The 19,816-nt window shown below is 70.7% G+C and carries 15 protein-coding genes; 14 read left to right on the top strand and 1 reads right to left on the bottom strand.

Annotated features, from left to right (window positions below; genetic code table 11):
- Positions 1-2: 2 nt before the first annotated feature.
- The 14 genes from QHG49_RS25710 (at position 3) to QHG49_RS25775 (ending at position 16,210) form a co-directional block, all read left to right on the top strand.
- The gene (locus QHG49_RS25710; protein WP_301491523.1) at positions 3-1,955 is read left to right on the top strand and encodes a penicillin-binding protein 2; all 1,953 of its coding nucleotides are present in this window, start codon (positions 3-5) and stop codon (positions 1,953-1,955) included.
- A 163-nt stretch (positions 1,956-2,118) separates the two neighbouring features.
- Entirely contained in the window at positions 2,119-3,639 is a 1,521-nt protein-coding gene (locus QHG49_RS25715; RefSeq protein WP_159700627.1) for a UDP-N-acetylmuramoyl-L-alanyl-D-glutamate--2,6-diaminopimelate ligase, read from the top strand.
- Positions 3,640-3,643: 4 nt separating this feature from the next.
- Positions 3,644-5,050, top strand: a complete 1,407-nt coding sequence (murF, locus tag QHG49_RS25720; protein WP_145484900.1) for a UDP-N-acetylmuramoyl-tripeptide--D-alanyl-D-alanine ligase — start codon at positions 3,644-3,646, stop codon at positions 5,048-5,050.
- Entirely contained in the window at positions 5,047-6,120 is a 1,074-nt protein-coding gene (gene mraY / locus QHG49_RS25725; RefSeq protein WP_145484899.1) for a phospho-N-acetylmuramoyl-pentapeptide-transferase, read from the top strand. Before murF ends, mraY begins: the two co-directional genes overlap by 4 nt.
- Positions 6,102-7,538 (top strand): UDP-N-acetylmuramoyl-L-alanine--D-glutamate ligase, encoded by a 1,437-nt coding sequence (gene murD, locus QHG49_RS25730; protein ID WP_301491524.1) that lies wholly within the window; start codon positions 6,102-6,104, stop codon positions 7,536-7,538. Before mraY ends, murD begins: the two co-directional genes overlap by 19 nt.
- Positions 7,539-7,606: 68 nt before the next feature.
- Entirely contained in the window at positions 7,607-8,968 is a 1,362-nt protein-coding gene (gene ftsW, locus QHG49_RS25735) for a putative lipid II flippase FtsW (protein WP_145484898.1), read from the top strand.
- Between the two features lie 6 nt (positions 8,969-8,974).
- A complete protein-coding gene (murG, locus tag QHG49_RS25740; RefSeq protein ID WP_145484897.1) occupies positions 8,975-10,063 on the top strand; it encodes an undecaprenyldiphospho-muramoylpentapeptide beta-N-acetylglucosaminyltransferase in 1,089 nt (362 codons plus the stop codon).
- 26 nt (positions 10,064-10,089) lie between these two features.
- The gene (locus tag QHG49_RS25745; protein ID WP_145484896.1) at positions 10,090-10,884 is read left to right on the top strand and encodes a cell division protein FtsQ/DivIB; all 795 of its coding nucleotides are present in this window, start codon (positions 10,090-10,092) and stop codon (positions 10,882-10,884) included.
- 278 nt (positions 10,885-11,162) lie between these two features.
- On the top strand, positions 11,163-12,371 hold the full coding sequence (gene ftsZ, locus QHG49_RS25750; RefSeq protein WP_145484895.1) for a cell division protein FtsZ: 1,209 nt from the start codon (positions 11,163-11,165) through the stop codon (positions 12,369-12,371).
- Positions 12,368-13,096, top strand: a complete 729-nt coding sequence (gene pgeF / locus QHG49_RS25755; RefSeq protein ID WP_301491525.1) for a peptidoglycan editing factor PgeF — start codon at positions 12,368-12,370, stop codon at positions 13,094-13,096. The genes ftsZ and pgeF overlap by 4 nt, the downstream gene beginning before the upstream one ends.
- A gap of 6 nt (positions 13,097-13,102) precedes the next feature.
- On the top strand, positions 13,103-13,822 hold the full coding sequence (locus QHG49_RS25760; RefSeq protein WP_301491526.1) for a YggS family pyridoxal phosphate-dependent enzyme: 720 nt from the start codon (positions 13,103-13,105) through the stop codon (positions 13,820-13,822).
- Between the two features lie 127 nt (positions 13,823-13,949).
- Positions 13,950-14,591, top strand: coding sequence for a cell division protein SepF (sepF, locus tag QHG49_RS25765; protein WP_111582403.1), 642 nt, complete (start codon positions 13,950-13,952; stop codon positions 14,589-14,591).
- A gap of 59 nt (positions 14,592-14,650) precedes the next feature.
- Positions 14,651-14,941 carry a YggT family protein gene (locus tag QHG49_RS25770; protein WP_037653106.1) on the top strand — a complete coding sequence of 97 codons (291 nt, stop codon included), beginning with the start codon at positions 14,651-14,653 and terminating at the stop codon, positions 14,939-14,941.
- A 54-nt stretch (positions 14,942-14,995) separates the two neighbouring features.
- Entirely contained in the window at positions 14,996-16,210 is a 1,215-nt protein-coding gene (locus QHG49_RS25775; RefSeq protein ID WP_301491527.1) for a DivIVA domain-containing protein, read from the top strand.
- 231 nt (positions 16,211-16,441) lie between these two features.
- Here the strand turns inward: QHG49_RS25775 and ileS are convergent, their stop codons facing one another.
- Positions 16,442-19,618, bottom strand: a complete 3,177-nt coding sequence (ileS, locus tag QHG49_RS25780) for an isoleucine--tRNA ligase (RefSeq protein WP_301491528.1) — start codon at positions 19,616-19,618, stop codon at positions 16,442-16,444.
- Between the last annotated feature and the right edge of the window lie 198 nt (positions 19,619-19,816).

A 19,816-nucleotide genomic window follows, 5' to 3' on the forward strand; every position in this document is an offset into this window, starting at 1 on the left:
AAGTGTCCGACAGGGAACCCCCGCGCCGCCGCGTGCCCCGCCCCGCGAAGCCGTCCCGGCCACAGGGCGCCGCACGCCGGCAGCCAGGGCCCGGCGCCCGCCCGGTACGGCGCCCGAGCGCGGGCCGGGTGCCCGCCCAGCGCCCGCTGCGGCTCGGCAGCCCCCGGCCCCGGCTGCGCCTGGTGGGCCTCGCCCTCGGCCTGGTGCTGGCCGTCTTCGTCGTACGACTGCTCCAGGTGCAGGCCGTGGAGGCCAGCGCGTACGCGGCGAAGGCCGAGGTCAACCGGTACGTCGTCCATACGCTGGCCGCCGAGCGCGGCGGCATCACCGACCGCGACGGCGTGGCCCTCGCCGTCAGCGAGGACGCCTACGACATCACGGCCGACCCGACGATGTTCAGCGCCAAGCAGCTGAAGATCGCCGACGGACCCGAGCGGGCCGCCGCCCTCCTCGCCCCGATCCTCGGCCAGGACCAGGCCGCCCTGGTGAAGAAGCTGCGGCCCGCCGACAAGAACTCCCGCTACGCGCGGCTCGCCACCCGGCAGACCCCCCAGGTCTGGAAGCAGATCAAGGACCTGAAGTCCGCCCTCGCCCAGAAGGCCGGCGCCGCCAACGTCCTGGCCGGCGTCTTCGCCGACCCCAGTAGCCAGCGCGTGTACCCCAACGGCGACCTCGCCGCCTCGATACTCGGCTGGGTGAACGCCGACGGCAAGGGCGGCGGCGGCATCGAGCGGATGCTGGAGAAGCAGCTCGCCGGGAAGAACGGCAAGATCCGCTACGCCCAGTCCGGCGGCCGCGAGGTGCCCACCGTGGGCTCCGCCGAGACGCCCGCCGTGCCCGGCTCCGACGTCGAGCTGACCATCGACCGCGACATCCAGTGGGCGGCCCAGAACGCCATCACCGAGCAGGTGAAGAAGTCCAAGGCCGACCGCGGCTACGTCGTCGTCCAGGACACCCGCACCGGCCAGATCCTCGCCATGGCCGACGCGCCCGGGTTCGACCCCAACGACCTCTCCAAGGCGGACCCGGACGCCCTCGGCAACGCGGCCGTCCAGGACGCCTACGAGCCCGGCTCCACCGCCAAGGTGATGTCCATGGCCGCCGTCCTCCAGGAGAACGCGGCGACCCCGCTCACCCATGTCGTCGTACCCAACCGGCTGCACCGCGGCGACCGGCTCTTCCAGGACGACGTCGACCACGCGACCTGGGACCTCACGCTCAACGGCGTGCTCGCCAAGTCCAGCAACATCGGCACCATCCTGGCCACCGGCCAGCTCGGCAAGACCCAGCCGCAGGCCAACCAGGTCCTCTACTCCTACCTGCGCAAGTTCGGCATCGGCAGCTACACCGGGCTGCACTTCCCGGGCGAGACCCCGGGCATCCTGGCGCCGCCGCAGAAGTGGTCCACCTCGCAGCAGTACACGATCCCTTTCGGCCAGGGCTTCTCCATCAACGCCCTCCAGGCCGCGTCCGTGTACTCGACCATCGCCAACGGCGGCGTCCGCGTCCAGCCGAGCCTGATCCGCGGCACCAAGGGACCCGACGGCCGGTTCACCCCCGCGGCCAAGCCCGAGGAGACCAGGGTCGTCAGCGCGAAGACCGCCAGGTCGGTCGCCGAGATGCTGGAGTCCGTGGTCGACGACGAACAGGGCACCGGCATCTCCGCGCGCATCCCCGGCTACAACGTCGCCGGCAAGACCGGCACCGCCAACCGAGTGGATCCGGCCACCGGCAGATACCGCGGCTACACCTCGTCCTTCGCCGGGTTCGCCCCCGCGGACAAGCCCCGCATCACGGTCTACTGCGCCATCCAGAACGCCACCTCCGGCGGCTACTTCGGCGGCCAGATCTGCGGGCCCATCTACAAGAAGGTCATGGAGTTCGCCCTGAAGACCCTCCAGGTCCCGCCCACCGGCGCGCCGCCCGCGAACCTGCCGGTCGAATACAAGCCCTGACCAGCACCGAAAGCACAGGATCCAGCCAGTGACAACGATCACCCCAGGACCCGGGAACCACCGGCCCCCCGAGCCCTCGCTTCGCTCCGAGGCGGGTGCGCCCGGTACGCTCACCGCCGTGCCACACGCTGATCAGTCCCAAACCACCCAGAAGGGCGCTTCCGTGACATATCCGGGACCGCCGCGACCGGTCCACGTCTCCGCCACACCCCTCGCGGAGCTGGCCGATCAGCTGGGTGCCGCCGCCCCGGACGCCACCGCCGAGATCACCGGGATCACCCACGACTCGCGCGCCGTCCGCCCCGGCGACCTGTACGCCGCCCTCCCGGGCGCCCGCCTGCACGGCGCCGACTTCGTCACCCAGGCCGCCGGCCTCGGCGCGACCGCCGTGCTCACCGACCCGACCGGCGCCGAGCGCGCCGCCGCGACCGGACTGCCGGTCCTGGTGGTGCCCGACCCGCGGGCCGGGATGGGCGAACTGGCCGCCACCATCTACGGCCACCCCGGGCGCGACCTGCTCCAGATCGGCATCACCGGCACCTCCGGCAAGACCACCACGGCCTACCTGGTCGAGGGCGGCCTGCGGACCGTGAAGGCCACCGGCCTGATCGGCACCGTCGAGATGCGCATCGGCGACGAGCGCATCAAGTCCGAGCGCACCACCCCCGAAGCCACCGACCTCCAGGCCCTGTTCGCCGTCATGCGCGAACGCGGCACCGAGGCGGTCGCCATGGAGGTCTCCAGCCACGCCCTGGTCCTCGGCCGGGTCGACGGCTGCGTCTTCGACATCGCGGTCTTCACCAACCTCAGCCCGGAACACATGGAGTTCCACTCCGGCATGGAGGACTACTTCCGGGCCAAGGCGCAGCTCTTCACGCCGGAACGCAGCAGGCTCGGCGTCGTCAACGTGGACGACGAGTACGGCCGCCGCCTCGCCGAGGAGGCCACCGTCCCCGTCGTCACCTTCTCCGCCGAGGGCCACCCCGACGCCGACTGGCGCGCCGAGCACGTCCAGGTCGGCCCGCTGGACTCGACGTTCACGGTCCTCGGCCCGAACGGCGAGCGGGTGCAGGCCAGGTCGCCGCTGGCCGGACCCTTCAACGTGGCGAACACCCTCGCCGCCGTCGTCGCCCTCGCCGCGGCCGGCCTCGACGCGCAGACCGCCGCCGACGGCATCGCCGCCGTCCCGGGCGTCCCCGGCCGCCTGGAGCGCGTCGACGCCGGACAGCCCTACCTCGCGGTCGTGGACTACGCCCACAAGACCGACGCGGTCGAGTCGGTGCTCAAGGCGCTGCGCAAGGTCACCAAGGGCCGGCTGCACATCGTCCTGGGCTGCGGCGGCGACCGCGACCAGACCAAGCGCGCCCCGATGGGCGCCGCCGCGGCCCGGCTCGCCGACACGGCCGTACTGACATCGGACAACCCCCGCTCCGAGGACCCGCTCGCGATCCTCGCGACCATGCTCCAGGGCGCGGCCTCCGTGCCCGCGCACGAGCGCGGCGAGGTGCTGCTCTTCGAGGAGCGGGCCGCCGCCATCACCGCCGCCGTGGGCCGCGCCCAGGCCGGCGACACCGTGCTGGTCGCGGGCAAGGGCCACGAGCAGGGCCAGGACATCGCCGGTGTGGTCCGTCCCTTCGACGACCGCCAGGTGCTTCGCGAAGCTATCCAGAAGACCCAGGGATGAACTTGTGATCGCCCTCTCCCTCGCCGAGATCGCAGCTGTCGTCGGCGGGCAGACGCACGACATACCGGATCCGTCCGTGCAGGTCACCGGACCGGTCGTCCGGGACTCCCGGGAGGTGGTGCCCGGCAGCCTGTTCGCCGCGTTCGTCGGCGAGCGCGTGGACGGCCACGACTTCGCACCGCGGGTCGTCGAGGCGGGCGCGGTCGCCGTACTGGCGTCGCGCCCGGTCGGCGTGCCCGCGATCGTGGTCGAGGACGTCCAGAACGCCCTCGGTGCCCTCGCCCGGCACGTCGTCGCCCGGCTCGGCGCGACCCTCGTCGCCCTGACCGGCTCGGCGGGCAAGACCAGCACCAAGGACCTCATCGCCCAGGTGCTGAGCGGCAAGGCGCCGACGGTGTTCACGCCGGGCTCGTTCAACAACGAGATCGGGCTGCCGCTGACCGCCCTCACCGCGACCGAGGAAACCCGTTTCCTGGTCCTGGAGATGGGCGCCCGGGGCATCGGCCACATCCGCTACCTCACCGGCCTCACCCCGCCGCGGATCGGTGTCGTCCTCAACGTCGGGACCGCCCACATCGGCGAGTTCGGCGGCCGCGAGCAGATCGCCCAGGCCAAGGGCGAGATCATCGAGGGGCTGCCCGAGGACGGCGCGGCCGTGCTCAACGCCGACGACCCGCTGGTGCGCGCCATGGCACCGCGTACCAAGGCGAAGGTGGTCCTTTTCGGAGAGTCGGCCGAAGCGGACGTACGTGCCGAGAATGTACGACTCACGGACACCGGACAGCCCGCCTTCAGGCTTCACACACCCTCCGGTGCATCTGATGTGACCATGCGCCTGTACGGTGAGCATCACGTGTCGAACGCGCTCGCCGCGGCCGCCGTCGCCCATGAGCTGGGCATGTCCGCGGAAGAGATCGCCACCGCGCTCTCCGGGGCGGGCTCCCTCTCCCGCTGGCGCATGGAGGTCACCGAGCGCCCGGACGGCGTGACCATCGTCAACGACGCCTACAACGCCAACCCCGAGTCCATGCGGGCCGCCCTCCGGGCACTCGCGGCCATGGGCAAGGGACGGCGTACGTGGGCGGTGCTCGGCAAGATGGCCGAGCTGGGGGACGAGGAACTCGCCGAGCACGACGCCGTCGGACGGCTCGCCGTCCGGCTCAACGTCAGCAAGCTCGTCGCCGTCGGGGGGATTGAGGCCTCCTGGCTGCAACTGGGCGCATATAACGAGGGTTCGTGGGGTGAGGAGTCGGTGCACGTGTCCGACGCACAGGCGGCGATCGACCTGTTGCGCAGCGAGTTGCGCCCGGGGGACGTCGTCCTCGTGAAGGCGTCCCGTTCGGTGGGGCTCGAAGGTGTCGCCGCGGCGCTGCTGGAGACCGGTGCCGAGGGTGAGGTTGCCGCCCGATGATGAACCAGATCCTGTTCTCGGGTGTCATTGGCCTCTTCCTCACCCTGGTCGGCACCCCGCTGCTGATCAAGCTGCTGGCCCGCAAGGGCTACGGCCAGTTCATCCGTGACGACGGCCCGCGCGAGCACCTCAGCAAGCGCGGTACGCCGACCATGGGTGGTATCGCCTTCATCTTCGCCACGGTCGCCGCGTACTTCCTGTCCAAGGTGATCACCGGCAAGCCGCCGACGTTCTCCGGTCTGCTGGTGCTCGGCCTGATGGTCGGCATGGGCCTGGTCGGCTTCCTGGACGACTACATCAAGATCGTCAAGCGGCGTTCGCTGGGTCTGCGCGCCAAGGCGAAGATGGCCGGCCAGCTGATCGTCGGCATCTCCTTCGCCGTCCTGGCGCTGATGTTCCCCGACGCCCGCGGCAACACCCCGGCCTCCACCAAGCTGTCGTTCATCACGGACTTCGGCTGGTCGATCGGCCCGGTGCTGTTCGTGATCTGGGCGCTGTTCATGATCCTCGCGATGTCGAACGGCGTGAACCTGACCGACGGTCTGGACGGCCTCGCCACCGGCGCCTCCGTCCTCGTCTTCGGCGCCTACACCTTCATCGGCGTCTGGCAGTACCAGGAGTCCTGCGCCAACGCGCAGACCCTGACCAACCCGGCCGCCTGCTACGAGGTGCGCGATCCGCTCGACCTCGCCGTGGTCGCCTCCGCGCTGATGGGCGCCTGCCTGGGCTTCCTGTGGTGGAACACGTCCCCGGCGAAGATCTTCATGGGCGACACCGGCTCGCTCGCCCTCGGCGGTGTCCTCACCGGCCTGGCCATCCTCTCCCGCACGGAGCTGCTGGTGGCCATCATGGGCGGCCTGTTCGTGCTCATCACCATGTCGGTCGTCATCCAGGTCGGCTCCTTCCGGCTCACCGGCAAGCGCGTCTTCCGGATGGCACCACTCCAGCACCACTTCGAACTCAAGGGCTGGTCCGAGGTCCTGGTCGTGGTCCGCTTCTGGATCATCCAAGGTATCTGTGTGATCGTCGGACTGGGCCTCTTCTACGCGGGATGGGCAGCGGAAAAGTGACCACCGGCTCGGCGCCCTTCGACTTCCAGGGCAAGCACGTCACCGTCGCGGGACTCGGCGTCTCCGGGATCCCGGCGGCCGAGGCGCTGCACGCGCGCGGCGCGATCGTCACCGTCGTCGACGACGGCGACGACGCCCGCGCCCGCGAGCAGGCCGAGGGCCTGCGGGCGCTCGGCATCACCGTGCGCCTGGGTGACGGCGCGACCCTCCCGGAGGGCACCGAGCTGATCGTCACCGCCCCCGGCTGGGCGCCCGGCAAGCCGCTCTTCCAGGCGGCCGGCCAGGCGGGCGTACCGGTCTGGGGCGACGTGGAGCTGGCCTGGCGGCTGCGGGGGCCCGACGCGGCCCCCTGGCTGGCCGTCACCGGCACCAACGGCAAGACCACCACCGTGCAGATGCTCGCCGCCATCCTGAAGGCGGCGGGCCTGCGCACGGCGGCCGTCGGCAACATCGGGGTCTCGCTGCTGGACGCCGTCCTCGGCGAGGAGACGTACGACGTCCTCGCCGTGGAGCTGTCCAGCTACCAGCTGCACTGGGCGCCCTCGCTGCGCGCCCACTCCGCCGCCGTCCTCAACCTCGCGCCCGACCACCTCGACTGGCACGGCTCCATGGCGGCGTACGCCGCCGACAAGGGCCGCGTCTACGAGGGCAACCAGGTCGCCTGCGTCTACAACGTGGTCGACAGGGCCACCGAGGACCTGGTGCGCGAGGCGGACGTCGAGGAGGGCTGCCGGGCCGTCGGGTTCACCCTCGGCACCCCCGGACCCTCCCAACTCGGCGTCGTGGACGGCATCCTGGTCGACCGCGCCTTCGTCGAGAACCGGCAGAAGAACGCGCAGGAACTGGCCGAGGTCTCCGACGTCCGGCCGCCCGCCCCGCACAACATCGCCAACGCCCTCGCGGCGGCGGCCCTCGCGCGCGCCTTCGGGGTGCCCGCCCAGGCCGTACGGGACGGACTGCGCGCCTTCCGGCCGGACGCCCACCGCATCGAGCACGTCGCCGACATCGACGGCGTCGCCTACGTGGACGACTCCAAGGCCACCAACACCCACGCCGCGCAGGCATCGTTGGCGGCGTACGAGTCGATCGTGTGGATCGCGGGCGGCCTCGCCAAGGGCGCGACCTTCGACGAACTGGTCGCCGCCTCGGCGAAGCACCTGCGCGCCGTCGTCCTGATCGGCGCCGACCGGGCCCTGATCCGCGAGGCCCTCGCGCGACACGCCCCGGAAGTACCCGTGGTCGACCTCGACCGGACCGACACTGGGGCGATGCTCCAGGCGGTGACGGAGGCCAAGCGGCTCGCGGTCGCCGGCGACACGGTGCTCCTCGCGCCGGCCTGCGCCTCCATGGACATGTTCACCAACTACAACCAGCGCGGTGACGCGTTCGCGACGGCGGTCGGCGAACTCCGCGCCTGACCCCGGCCGCCCGCCGGGCGGATCCTGGGAGGGACGCGTGGGGCGGCCGACGTCCAGTGGAGGCGCCGATGCCCAGTAGCCGTACCGGAAAGCCCCCCGTGCAGCGGGCGTCCCGGCGTCCCGCCGTCCCCGGCGCCGCGCGCGAGAACCCCGTACGGCGGTTCGTCACGCGCGCCCGGCGGGCCTGGGACCGGCCGCTGACCGCCTATTACCTGATCGTCGGCGGCAGCATGCTGATCACGGTGCTCGGCCTGGTGATGGTCTACTCGGCCTCCCAGGTCACCGCGCTCCAGATGTCGCTGCCGGGCTCGTACTTCTTCCGCAAGCAGTTGCTGGCCGCGGTGATCGGCGGTGTCCTGCTGTTCGCGGCCTCCCGGATGCCGGTGAAACTGCACCGGGCCCTGGCCTACCCGATCCTCGCCGGCGCCGTCTTCATGATGGCCCTGGTGCAGGTCCCCGGGATAGGGATGTCGGTCAACGGCAACCAGAACTGGATCTCTCTCGGCGGCTCCTTCCAGATCCAGCCCAGCGAGTTCGGCAAGCTCGCCCTGGTGCTGTGGGGCGCCGACCTGATCGCCCGCAAACAGGAGCGGAAACTGCTGACCCAGTGGAAGCACATGCTGGTGCCGCTGGTGCCGGCCGCCTTCCTGCTGCTCGGACTGATCATGCTCGGCGGCGACATGGGAACCGCGATCATTCTCACAGCGATCCTGTTCGGGCTGCTGTGGCTCGCGGGCGCCCCGACCCGGCTGTTCGCGGGCGTGCTCTCGGTCGCGGTCGTGCTCGGGGTGATCCTGATCGAGACCAGCCCCAACCGGATGGCCCGCCTCGCCTGCATCGGCGCCACCGAGCCCCGCGCCCAGGGCGCCGACTGCTGGCAGGCCGTGCACGGCATCTACGCGCTCGCCTCCGGCGGACTCTTCGGCTCCGGGCTCGGCGCGAGTGTGGAAAAATGGGGCCAACTGCCGGAAGCGCACACCGACTTCATCTTCGCCGTCACCGGTGAGGAACTGGGTCTGGCGGGCACACTGTCGGTGCTCGCCCTGTTCGCGGCTCTAGGCTATGCGGGTATCCGCGTGGCCGGACGCACGAAAGACCCCTTCGTGAGGTACGCCGCGGGAGGTGTGACCACCTGGATCATCGCTCAGGCGGTGATCAACATCGGTGCGGTGCTCGGCCTGCTGCCGATCGCCGGTGTTCCGCTCCCGCTGTTCTCCTACGGGGGATCCGCCCTGCTGCCGACCATGTTCGCCATCGGGCTGCTGATCGCGTTCGCGCGCGACGACCCCGCTGCGCGGACGGCGCTTGCGCTGCGGCAACCTCGCTTTGGTAGAAAGCGGGCGGGAGGCTCCGGTGCGGTTCGGGGGTCTCGGAGATGGAACACGATGCGACGGCGTGCCTCGGCGGCGCGTTCGTCCGGAGAGCGGTGAATTTCGGTGCATGTCGTACTCGCCGGTGGAGGGACCGCCGGCCACATCGAGCCCGCGCTCGCCCTCGCGGACGCCCTGCGCAGGCAGGACCCGAGCGTGGGGATCACGGCCCTGGGCACGGAACGCGGTCTGGAGACCCGGCTCGTCCCGGAGCGCGGCTACGAGCTGGCGCTGATCCCCGCGGTGCCGCTGCCGCGCAAGCCCACCCCCGAGCTGATCACCGTCCCCGGGCGGCTGCGCGGCACCATCAAGGCCGCCGAGCAGATCCTCGAACGCACCAAGGCGGACGCCGTGGCCGGCTTCGGCGGCTATGTCGCGCTGCCCGCCTACCTCGCCGCCAAGCGGCTCGGCGTGCCCATCGTGATCCACGAGGCCAACGCCCGTCCGGGCCTGGCCAACAAGATCGGGTCCCGGTACGCGGCGCAGGTCGCCGTCTCCACGCCGGACAGCAAGCTGCGCGGCTCCCGCTACATCGGCATCCCGCTGCGCCGCTCCATCGCCACGCTGGACCGCGCGGCCGTGCGCCCCGAGGCCCGGCACCGCTTCGGCCTCGACCCCAACCTGCCCACGCTGCTGGTCTCCGGCGGCTCGCAGGGCGCGCGCCGGCTCAACGAGGTGGTCCAGCAGGTCGCCCCGTGGCTCCAGCAGGCCGGTATCCAGATCCTGCACGCGGTCGGCCCGAAGAACGAACTGCCGCAGGTACAGCAGATGCCGGGGATGCCCCCCTATATCCCGGTAAGTTACCTGGACCGGATGGACCTCGCGTACGCCGCGGCCGACATGATGCTCTGCCGCGCGGGCGCGATGACCGTCGCCGAACTCTCCGCCGTCGGACTGCCGGCCGCCTACGTACCGCTGCCCATCGGCAACGGCGAACAGCGGCTGAACGCCCAGCCGGTGGTCAAGGCGGGCGGCGGACTCCTCGTGGACGACGCGGAACTGACGCCCGAGTGGGTGCAGCACAACGTGCTGCCCGTGCTCGCCGATCCGCACCGGCTCTACGAGATGTCCCGCGCCGCGAGCGAGTTCGGCCGCCGGGACGCCGACGAGCTGCTCGTCGGCATGGTGTACGAGGCCATCGCCTCGCGCCGTTAGGACCGTATGACGAAAGGGTAGTGAGGGTGGCCGGACCGACGACTCGTGAACGCGGGGAACGCCAGCAGGAGTCGTCCGGTCCGCCGCTCACTCGAAGGATAAGGCGACTACGTCTTCGTACGATCGTCATCCTGGCGGTGGCCGTGGTGCTCGTAGCGGCCGGTGCCGTATGGGTGTTGTACGGCTCCTCGTGGCTGCGCGTCGAGCGGGTCCCGGTCTCCGGCACCCGGGTGCTGACGCCCGCCGAGGTGCGTGACGCCGCCGCCGTACCGGTGGGGGCGCCTTTGGTGTCGGTCGACACCGGAGCCATCGCGGCCCGAACCCGGCGCGAACTGCCGCGAATTGACACGGTCGAGGTGTCCCGCTCCTGGCCGCACGGCATCGAGCTGAAGGTGACCGAGCGAACCCCGGTCCTGCTGGTGCGAAAAGGAAAGAACTTCGTCGAAGTCGACCACAAGGGTGTCCGGTTCGCCACGGTCGCGCAGGCCCCCGAGGGCGCTCCGCTGCTGCGGATGTCCGTGTCCTCGTCGGGCTCGGCCGCCGCGAGCCTGCGGCGCTTCGGCACCGACCGGCTGGTGCGGGAGGCGGTCCTGGTCGCCGGCGAACTGCCGGGCCCCGTCAGGCGCCTCACCGGCACCGTCGACGTGCACTCCTACGACGACATCCGGCTGGAGTTGGCCGACGGCCGCACCGTCGCCTGGGGGAGCGCGGAGAACGGCCGCGCCAAGGCGCGGACCCTGACCGCACTCATGAAAGCAGCTTCCGGCGCACGCCACTTCGACGTCAGCGTCCCCACCGCCCCTGCGTCATCGGCGAGTTGACGCGCATCAGTGCAGGCCAGCACCCTGGTTGGGCACGGCTATGGCTGATCACATAGGGTGAAAAGAAAAACGGGAGGTTCGGCGTGTTCGTTGAACGGGCGCCACTTGTCGACTTAGTGTCCTGTTCAGAAGACTCCAGGGAACAGACACACTGGTAACCCTAAACTTCAGGCTTAGGGTTCGGGTCGGCGCTACGGACCGTCCCATTCGGCATCTGTCGTCACGGCGCGGGCAACCGCCCGCGGCGGCGACGTAATTCGAGGCGAGAGGCCTTCGACGTGGCAGCACCGCAGAACTACCTCGCAGTCATCAAGGTCATCGGTGTCGGCGGCGGTGGTGTCAATGCCATCAACCGGATGATCGAGGTCGGTCTCAAGGGTGTCGAGTTCATCGCCATCAACACCGACGCACAGGCGCTGTTGATGAGCGACGCCGACGTCAAGCTGGACGTCGGCCGGGAACTCACCCGCGGACTCGGCGCCGGCGCCAACCCGGCCGTCGGCCGCAAGGCCGCCGAGGACCACCGCGAAGAGATCGAGGAGGTCCTCAAGGGGGCCGACATGGTCTTCGTGACCGCCGGTGAAGGCGGCGGCACCGGCACCGGCGGCGCGCCCGTCGTGGCCAACATTGCGCGCTCCCTGGGTGCCCTCACCATCGGCGTGGTCACGCGCCCGTTCACCTTCGAGGGACGGCGCCGCGCGAACCAGGCCGAGGACGGCATCGCGGAACTGCGCGAAGAGGTCGACACCCTCATCGTCATCCCGAACGACCGGCTGCTGTCCATCTCGGACCGCCAGGTCTCGGTCCTGGACGCCTTCAAGTCCGCGGACCAGGTCCTGCTCTCCGGTGTCCAGGGCATCACCGACCTCATCACCACCCCGGGCCTGATCAACCTGGACTTCGCCGACGTCAAGTCGGTCATGTCCGAGGCCGGTTCGGCCCTCATGGGCATCGGCTCGGCCCGCGGCGACGACCGCGCGGTGGCCGCGGCCGAGATGGCGATCTCCTCCCCGCTCCTGGAGGCGTCCATCGACGGCGCCCGGGGCGTGCTGCTCTCCATCTCCGGCGGCTCCGACCTCGGGCTCTTCGAGATCAACGAGGCGGCCCAGCTGGTCAGCGAGGCCGCCCACCCCGAGGCCAACATCATCTTCGGCGCGGTCATCGACGACGCCCTCGGCGACGAGGTCCGCGTCACCGTGATCGCGGCCGGCTTCGACGGCGGCCAGCCGCCGGCCCGCCGGGACAGCGCCCTGGGCTCGGCCTCCACCTCGGCCCCCGCCCGCCGCGAGGAGCCCGCGCCGGTACGGCAGTCCGAGAGCCGTCCGTCCTTCGGCTCGCTCGGCAGCGTGAAGCCGAAGGAGGAGCCGGAGCCGGCCCCCGAGCCGGTGGCCGACATCCCGGTCGCCCCGCCCCTCACCCCGGCGCCGCGCCCCGCCTACTCGGACAGCGCGGCCGAGGAACTGGACGTCCCGGACTTCCTGAAGTGATAGGACAGCGCGAGAGCGTGAGCGGCGCGCACTTCGCCTTCACCGACCGGTGGGGCGGGGTGAGCGCCGCTCCGTATGAGGAGCTGAACCTCGGCGGCGCGGTCGGCGACACGCCCGAGGCGGTGGCGGCCAACCGGAAGCTGGCCGCCACGTCGCTCGGCCTGGATCCCGCTCGCGTGGTGTGGATGAACCAGGTGCACGGTGCCGAGGTGGCCGTGGTGGACGAGCCCTGGGGCACCCGTCCGGTGCCGGAGGTCGACGCCCTCGTCACCGCCCGGCGCGGACTCGCCCTCGCCGTACTCACCGCCGACTGCGTGCCGGTGCTGCTCGCCGACCCCGTCGCCGGGATCGCCGCCGCGGCCCACGCCGGCCGGCCCGGCATGGTCAAGGGGGTCGTCCCCGCCGCCGTACGGGCCATGGCCGAACTGGGCGCCGTGCCCGAGCGGATCGTCGCCCGCACCGGACCGGCCGTCTGCGGCCGGTGCTACGAGGTGCCGGAGACCATGCGTGCCGAGGTGGCCGCGGTGGAGCCGACGGCGCACGCCGAAACCAGCTGGGGCACACCGGCGGTCGACGTGAGCGCCGGAGTGCACGCGCAGCTCGACCGGCTCGGGGTGTGCGACCGGGCGCATTCGCCGGTGTGCACGCTGGAGTCGGGGGACCACTTCTCATACCGCCGCGACCGCACCACCGGTCGGCTCGCGGCCTATGTCTGGCTGGACTGATGGGGAATGACGGACCGTAAGACCGAACTCGCCGGGAATCTGGCGCATGTGGAGCAGCGCATCGCCCGCGCCTGCGCGGCCGCGGGCCGGCGGCGGGAGGAGGTGACCCTGATCGTGGTCACCAAGACCTACCCGGCGAGCGATGTGCGGTTCCTCTCGGAGCTCGGGGTGCGCCATGTCGCCGAGAACCGCGACCAGGACGCCGCGCCGAAGGCGGCGGCTTGTGCGGATCTGTCCCTGGAGTGGCACTTTGTCGGCCAGCTGCAGACCAACAAGGTGCGCTCCGTGGTCGGTTACGCCGATGTCGTGCAGTCGATCGACCGCGCACGGCTCGTCACCGCGCTGTCCAAGGAGGCGGCGCGCGCCGGGCGCGAGGTGGGGTGCCTGATCCAGGTCGCGCTCGACGCGGACGCGACCGGGCGGGGGGAGCGCGGGGGCGTCGCCCCGGACGGAATCGAAGAGTTGGCCGACCTCGTCGCCGGCTCGCCGGGACTGCGGCTCGACGGTCTGATGACCGTGGCTCCGCTCACCGGTGAGTACGCGGGACGCGAACAGGCGGCGTTCGAGCGCCTCATGGTTTTGTCGACCGACCTGCGCCGCGTCCATCCGGCTGCAACCATGGTGTCGGCAGGGATGAGTGCGGACCTGGAGCAGGCCGTGGCTGCCGGGGCGACACATGTGCGCGTCGGCACTGCGGTACTCGGTGTCCGTCCCCGGCTCGGGTAACGTCGCCAGGAAGTCGGACCACAGCAGAAAATATGGTCAGTGTTCGCGAAACGGACACAACGACCGCGTGGATCGCGGGCACTTGGCAGTCGTCAGCCGATCCACCACAGAGCGGAGGACTCAGAGCATGGCCGGCGCGATGCGCAAGATGGCGGTCTACCTCGGCCTCGTGGAGGACGATGGGTACGACGGCCGCGGATTCGACCCCGATGACGATTTCGAGCCCGAGTTGGACCCGGAGCCCGAGCGGGACCACCGGCGGCACGAGCCGCTGCATCAACCGCATGAGGCACATCAGCCCCAAAGGGATGAATCGGTGCGAGTGGTGCAGCCTCCGGCGCCCCGTGAACCGGTGTCCAGGGCGGCTTCGCTACCCGCGGAATCCGGTCGCCCGGCGCGGATCGCGCCCGTGGCGTCCATCACACAAGAACGTCAGTCCCTGGAGAAGAACGCGCCGGTGATCATGCCCAAGGTCGTGTCGGAACGAGAGCCTTACCGGATCACCACATTGCACCCGCGGACCTACAACGAGGCCCGTACCATCGGGGAACACTTCCGTGAGGGCACCCCGGTGATCATGAATCTGACTGAGATGGATGACACAGACGCCAAGCGACTTGTCGACTTTGCGGCCGGTTTGGTGTTTGGTCTTCACGGCAGTATCGAGCGGGTGACGCAGAAGGTGTTCCTGTTGTCTCCTGCTAACGTCGATGTCACGGCGGAGGACAAGGCCCGCATCGCAGAGGGCGGGTTCTTCAACCAGAGCTGAGACGCAGACCGGACCGCAGTACGCAAGAGCTCGGAACAGGGGAGAGGGAAACGCAGGCCATGGGCGTGTTCGCGCAGGTGATCTACATCGCGCTGATGGTGTTTCTCGTCGTGCTCATCTTCCGGCTGGTCATGGACTACGTCTTCCAGTTCGCCCGCTCATGGCAACCCGGCAAGGCGATGGTGGTCGTACTGGAGGCCACCTACACTGTCACCGATCCACCGCTGAAGCTTCTGCGGCGGTTCATTCCGCCGCTGCGTCTCGGGGGCGTGGCGCTCGACCTGTCCTTCTTCGTACTGATGATCATCGTCTACATTCTCATCGCCATCGTGCAGAACTTCGTGAGATGAGCGTGTGGACGACCCGGTCTTGCCGACTGCCGATGACTACGTTGAGGTGAAGAGATGCCGTTGACCCCCGAGGACGTGCGGAACAAGCAGTTCACGACCGTCCGCCTCCGAGAAGGCTATGACGAGGACGAGGTCGATGCCTTCCTCGATGAGGTCGAAGCCGAACTGACCCGTCTGCTCCGGGAGAACGAGGACCTGCGCGCGAAGCTGGCGGCCGCCACGCGGGCCGCGGCGCAGAACCAGCAGAACTCCCGGAAGCCTCCGGAGCAGGAACAGCAGCAGCAGGGCATGCGAGGACCCGGCTCTCCGGTACCCGCCGGCATATCGGGCCCGCCGCAGCAGCAGATGGGTGGCCCCATGGGTGGTCCGCCCCAGCTGCCGAGCGGTGCCCCGCAGCTGCCCGCCGGTCCCAGCGGGCAGGGTGGTCCTCAGGGTCCCGGCCCGATGGGCCAGGGTCCGATGGGACAGGGCCCGATGGGTCAGGGCTCCATGGGACAGGGGTCCATGGGTCAGGGCTCGATGGGGCAAGGCTCCATGGGACAGGGCTCCATGGGACAGGGCCCGATGGGTGGTCAGCCGCCCATGCAGCAGCAGATGGGTGGCCCCATGGGCGGTCCGATGGGTGGCCCGATGGGCGGTCCCATGGGCGGTCCCGGTCAGGGCCCCGGTGGCGACAGCGCCGCCCGTGTCCTCTCGCTGGCCCAGCAGACCGCCGACCAGGCGATCGCCGAGGCCCGCTCCGAGGCCAACAAGATCGTCGGCGAGGCCCGCAGCCGCGCCGAGGGTCTGGAGCGTGACGCCCGTGCCAAGGCCGACGCCCTGGAGCGGGACGCGCAGGAGAAGCACCGCGTCGCGATGGGCTCCCTGGAGTCCGCTCGCGCCACGCTGGAGCGCAAGGTCGAGGACCTGCGCGGCTTCGAACGCGAGTACCGCACGCGCCTGAAGTCGTACCTGGAGTCGCAGCTGCGCCAGCTGGAGACCCAGGCCGACGACTCGCTGGCCCCGCCGCGTACCCCGGCCGCCGCGTCCCTGCCGCCGTCCCCGGCGCCCTCCATGGCTCCGGCCGGCGCGAGTGCCCCGTCCTACGGCGGCAACCAGGCGATGGGTGGTTCGCCCTCCCAGACGTCCGGTCCGTCCTACGGCGGTCAGCAGCAGATGACGCCCGCCATGACCCAGCCGATGGCTCCGGTCCGCCCGCAGGGCCCGTCCCCGATGGGTCAGGCTCCCTCGCCGATGCGCGGCTTCCTGATCGACGAGGACGACAACTGAGCGCCGGCAGCGGTGAGTAGTACGCCATAGGCGTCGGCAGCGCTGAGAACGCGGCCCCGGACTCCGGTCCGGGGCCGCGTTCTTTTGTGCGCGGTGCCCTTTCAAGCGGGGTGTGTCGAAGCTTTCAGGGGCGCGGGGAACCGCGCACGCCAAGCGTGCCAGGCCGCACCCATCAAGAAGGGCCCGCCCTCCGGACCGGAGGGCGGGCCCTTCTCAAGCGACCGCCGGCGCCTACGCCTTGCGCAGCCGGAACACCAGGCTCAGACCCTCGTCGGCGAAGGCGTCCCCGTAGCTGTCGTCGGCCTCGCCCTGGGCGAAGTCCGTCGCCAGGACCTCGTCCGCGATCAGCTCGGTGTGCTCACCGAGGGCCGCGATCACCGCCGGGTCCGTGGACGTCCACCGCAGCGCGATCCGGTCCGCGACATCCAGGCCGCTGTTCTTGCGCGCCTCCTGGATGAGCCGGATCGCGTCACGGGCGAGCCCCGCCCGGCGCAGCTCCTCCGTGATCTCCAGGTCCAGCGCCACCGTCGCACCGGAGTCGGACGCCACCGACCAGCCCTCGCGCGGCGTCTCGGTGATGATCACCTCGTCCGGCGCCAGTGTGATCGTCTCACCGTCGACCTCCACCGAGGCCGTGCCCTGCCGCAGCGCCAGCGACAGCGCGGCGGCGTCGGTGGCGGCGACGGCCTTGGCCACGTCCTGCACCCGCTTGCCGAACCGCTTGCCCAGCGCGCGGAAGTTGGCCTTGGCGGTGGTGTCCACCAGGGAGCCGCCGACCTCGGACAGGGACGCCAGCGAGGAGACGTTCAGCTCCTCCGTGATCTGCGCGTGCAGTTCGCGGTCCAGGGTCTCGAAACCGCTCGCCGCGATCAGCGCGCGGGACAGCGGCTGGCGCGTCTTGACGCCCGACTCGGCACGCGTGGCACGGCCCAGCTCCACGAGCCGGCGCACCAGCACCATCTGCTTCGACAGCTCCGGGTCGATCGAACCGAGGTCGGTCTCGGGCCAGGACGCCAGGTGCACCGACTCCGGGGCGCCCGGGGTGACCGGCGCGATCAGGTCCTGCCACACCCGCTCGGTGATGAACGGGGTGATCGGCGCCATCAGCCGGGTGACCGTCTCCAGCACCTCGTGCAGCGTGCGCAGCGCGGCCTTGTCGCCCTGCCAGAAGCGGCGGCGCGAACGGCGGACGTACCAGTTGGACAGGTCGTCGACGAACGCGGACAGCAGCTTGCCGGCGCGCTGGGTGTCGTATCCCTCCAGCGCCTGCGTCACCTGGTCGGTGAGCGCGTGCAGTTCGGACAGCAGCCAGCGGTCCAGCAGCGGGCGCTCGGCCGGGGCCGGGTCGGCCGCGCTCGGCGCCCAGTTCGACGTACGGGCGTACAGCGCCTGGAAGGCGACCGTGTTCCAGTACGTCAGCAGCGTCTTGCGGACGACCTCCTGGATGGTGCCGTGGCCCACCCGGCGCGCCGCCCATGGGGAACCGCCGGCCGCCATGAACCAGCGCACCGCGTCCGCGCCGTGCTGGTCCATCAGCGGGATCGGCTGAAGGATGTTGCCCAGGTGCTTGGACATCTTGCGGCCGTCCTCGGCGAGGATGTGGCCGAGGCAGACGACGTTCTCGTACGACGACTTGTCGAACACCAGGGTGCCGATGGCCATCAGCGTGTAGAACCAGCCGCGGGTCTGGTCGATGGCCTCGGAGATGAACTGGGCCGGGTAGCGGCTCTCGAACAGCTCCTTGTTCTTGTACGGGTAGCCCCACTGCGCGAACGGCATCGAACCCGAGTCGTACCAGGCGTCGATGACCTCCGGCACGCGCGTGGCCGCCCTGCCGCAGCCCTCGTGCGGGCAGGCGAAGGTGAGCGCGTCGATGTACGGGCGGTGCGGGTCGAGCCCGGACTGGTCGGTGCCGGTCAGCTCGGACAGCTCCGCGCGGGAGCCGACGCAGGTGAGGTGGTCGTCCTCGCAGCGCCAGATCGGCAGCGGGGTGCCCCAGTAGCGGTTGCGGGACAGCGCCCAGTCGATGTTGTTGTTCAGCCAGTCGCCGAAGCGGCCGTGCTTGACCGTGTCCGGGAACCAGTTGGTCTTCTCGTTCTCCTGGATCAGACGGTCCTTGACGGCCGTCGTACGGATGTACCAGGAGGGCTGCGCGTAGTAGAGCAGCGCGGTGTGGCAGCGCCAGCAGTGCGGGTAGCTGTGCTCGTACGGCAGGTGCCGGAAGAGCAGGCCGCGCTGCTTGAGGTCCTCGGTGAGCTGTTCGTCGGCCTTCTTGAAGAAGACGCCGCCGACCAGCGGCACGTCCTCCTCGAAGGTGCCGTCGGGGCGCACCGGGTTGACGACGGGCAGGCCGTAGGAGCGGCAGACCTTGAGGTCGTCCTCACCGAAGGCGGGGGACTGGTGGACCAGACCCGTGCCGTCCTCGGTGGTCACGTAGTCGGCGTTCACCACGTAGTGGGCCGGCTCCGGGCTGTGCCCATCGGTTCCCTCGCTGACGCTCGGGAACTCGACCAGCTCGAAGGGGCGCTGGTAGGTCCAGCGCTCCATCTCGGCGCCGGTGAAGGTCTGCCCGGTGGGCTCCCAGCCCTCGCCGAGCGCCTTGGCGAGCAGCGGCTCGGCGACGACGACCTTCTCCTCGCCGTTCGTCGCGACGACGTAGGTGACCTCCGGGTGGGCGGCGACCGCCGTGTTGGAGACCAGGGTCCAGGGGGTCGTCGTCCACACCAGCAGCGCGGCCTCGCCGGCCAGCGGGCCGGAGGTGAGCGGGAAGCGGACGTACACCGAGGGGTCGACGACCGTCTCGTAGCCCTGTGCCAGCTCGTGGTCGGACAGGCCGGTGCCGCAGCGGGGGCACCAGGGGGCGACGCGGTGGTCCTGGACCAGCAGGCCCTTGCCGAAGATCTCCTTCAGCGACCACCAGACCGACTCCACGTACTCCGGGTCCATGGTCCGGTAGGCGTCGTCCAGGTCGACCCAGTAGCCCATCCGGGTCGTCAGCTCGGCGAAGGCGTCGGTGTGCCGGGTCACGGACTCGCGGCACTTGTCGTTGAACTCGGCGATGCCGTACGCCTCGATGTCCTGCTTGCCGGAGAAGCCCAGCTCCTTCTCCACGGCCAGCTCGACGGGCAGGCCGTGGCAGTCCCAGCCGGCCTTGCGGGCCACGTGGTAGCCGCGCATGGTGCGGAAGCGGGGGAAGACGTCCTTGAAGACGCGCGCCTCGATGTGGTGGGCGCCCGGCATGCCGTTGGCGGTGGGCGGACCTTCGTAGAACACCCATTCGGGGCGGCCCTCGGACTGCTCCAGGGTCTTGGCGAAGATCTTCTGCTCGCGCCAGAAGTCGAGCACGGCGTGCTCAAGCGCGGGCAGGTCGACCTGTGCGGGCACCTGGCGGTACGTCGGCGCTGTCATCTGCGAGCATCCTCCAACGGACTTGCTGCCTTCCGTCGGAGGGACGAGAGCTTCGATTCCTACGCCGTGTGCGGCGCGCTCCCGCGGTACCACCCTCCTTGGCCCGCCGCCGTGACTCCGTCGCCGGTGGGCCCCCTCATTGGGTTCGCGAAGCCGGTTCTACTGGCCTGGCCCTTACGGCTGCGGCTTTCTTCCGGC

This window comes from Streptomyces sp. WP-1, from assembly GCF_030450125.1.
In the GTDB taxonomy this organism is placed as follows: domain Bacteria; phylum Actinomycetota; class Actinomycetes; order Streptomycetales; family Streptomycetaceae; genus Streptomyces; species Streptomyces incarnatus.

Coding starts and splice junctions, on each gene's coding strand:
- mraY (WP_145484899.1), top strand. CDS start 5,047: ATGATGAACCAGATCCTGTTCTCGGGTGTCATTGGCCTCTTCCTCACC.
- murD (WP_301491524.1), top strand. CDS start 6,102: ATGGGCAGCGGAAAAGTGACCACCGGCTCGGCGCCCTTCGACTTCCAG.
- ftsW (WP_145484898.1), top strand. CDS start 7,607: ATGCCCAGTAGCCGTACCGGAAAGCCCCCCGTGCAGCGGGCGTCCCGG.
- QHG49_RS25760 (WP_301491526.1), top strand. CDS start 13,103: ATGACGGACCGTAAGACCGAACTCGCCGGGAATCTGGCGCATGTGGAG.
- sepF (WP_111582403.1), top strand. CDS start 13,950: ATGGCCGGCGCGATGCGCAAGATGGCGGTCTACCTCGGCCTCGTGGAG.
- QHG49_RS25770 (WP_037653106.1), top strand. CDS start 14,651: ATGGGCGTGTTCGCGCAGGTGATCTACATCGCGCTGATGGTGTTTCTC.
- QHG49_RS25775 (WP_301491527.1), top strand. CDS start 14,996: ATGCCGTTGACCCCCGAGGACGTGCGGAACAAGCAGTTCACGACCGTC.
- ileS (WP_301491528.1), bottom strand. CDS start 19,618: ATGACAGCGCCGACGTACCGCCAGGTGCCCGCACAGGTCGACCTGCCC.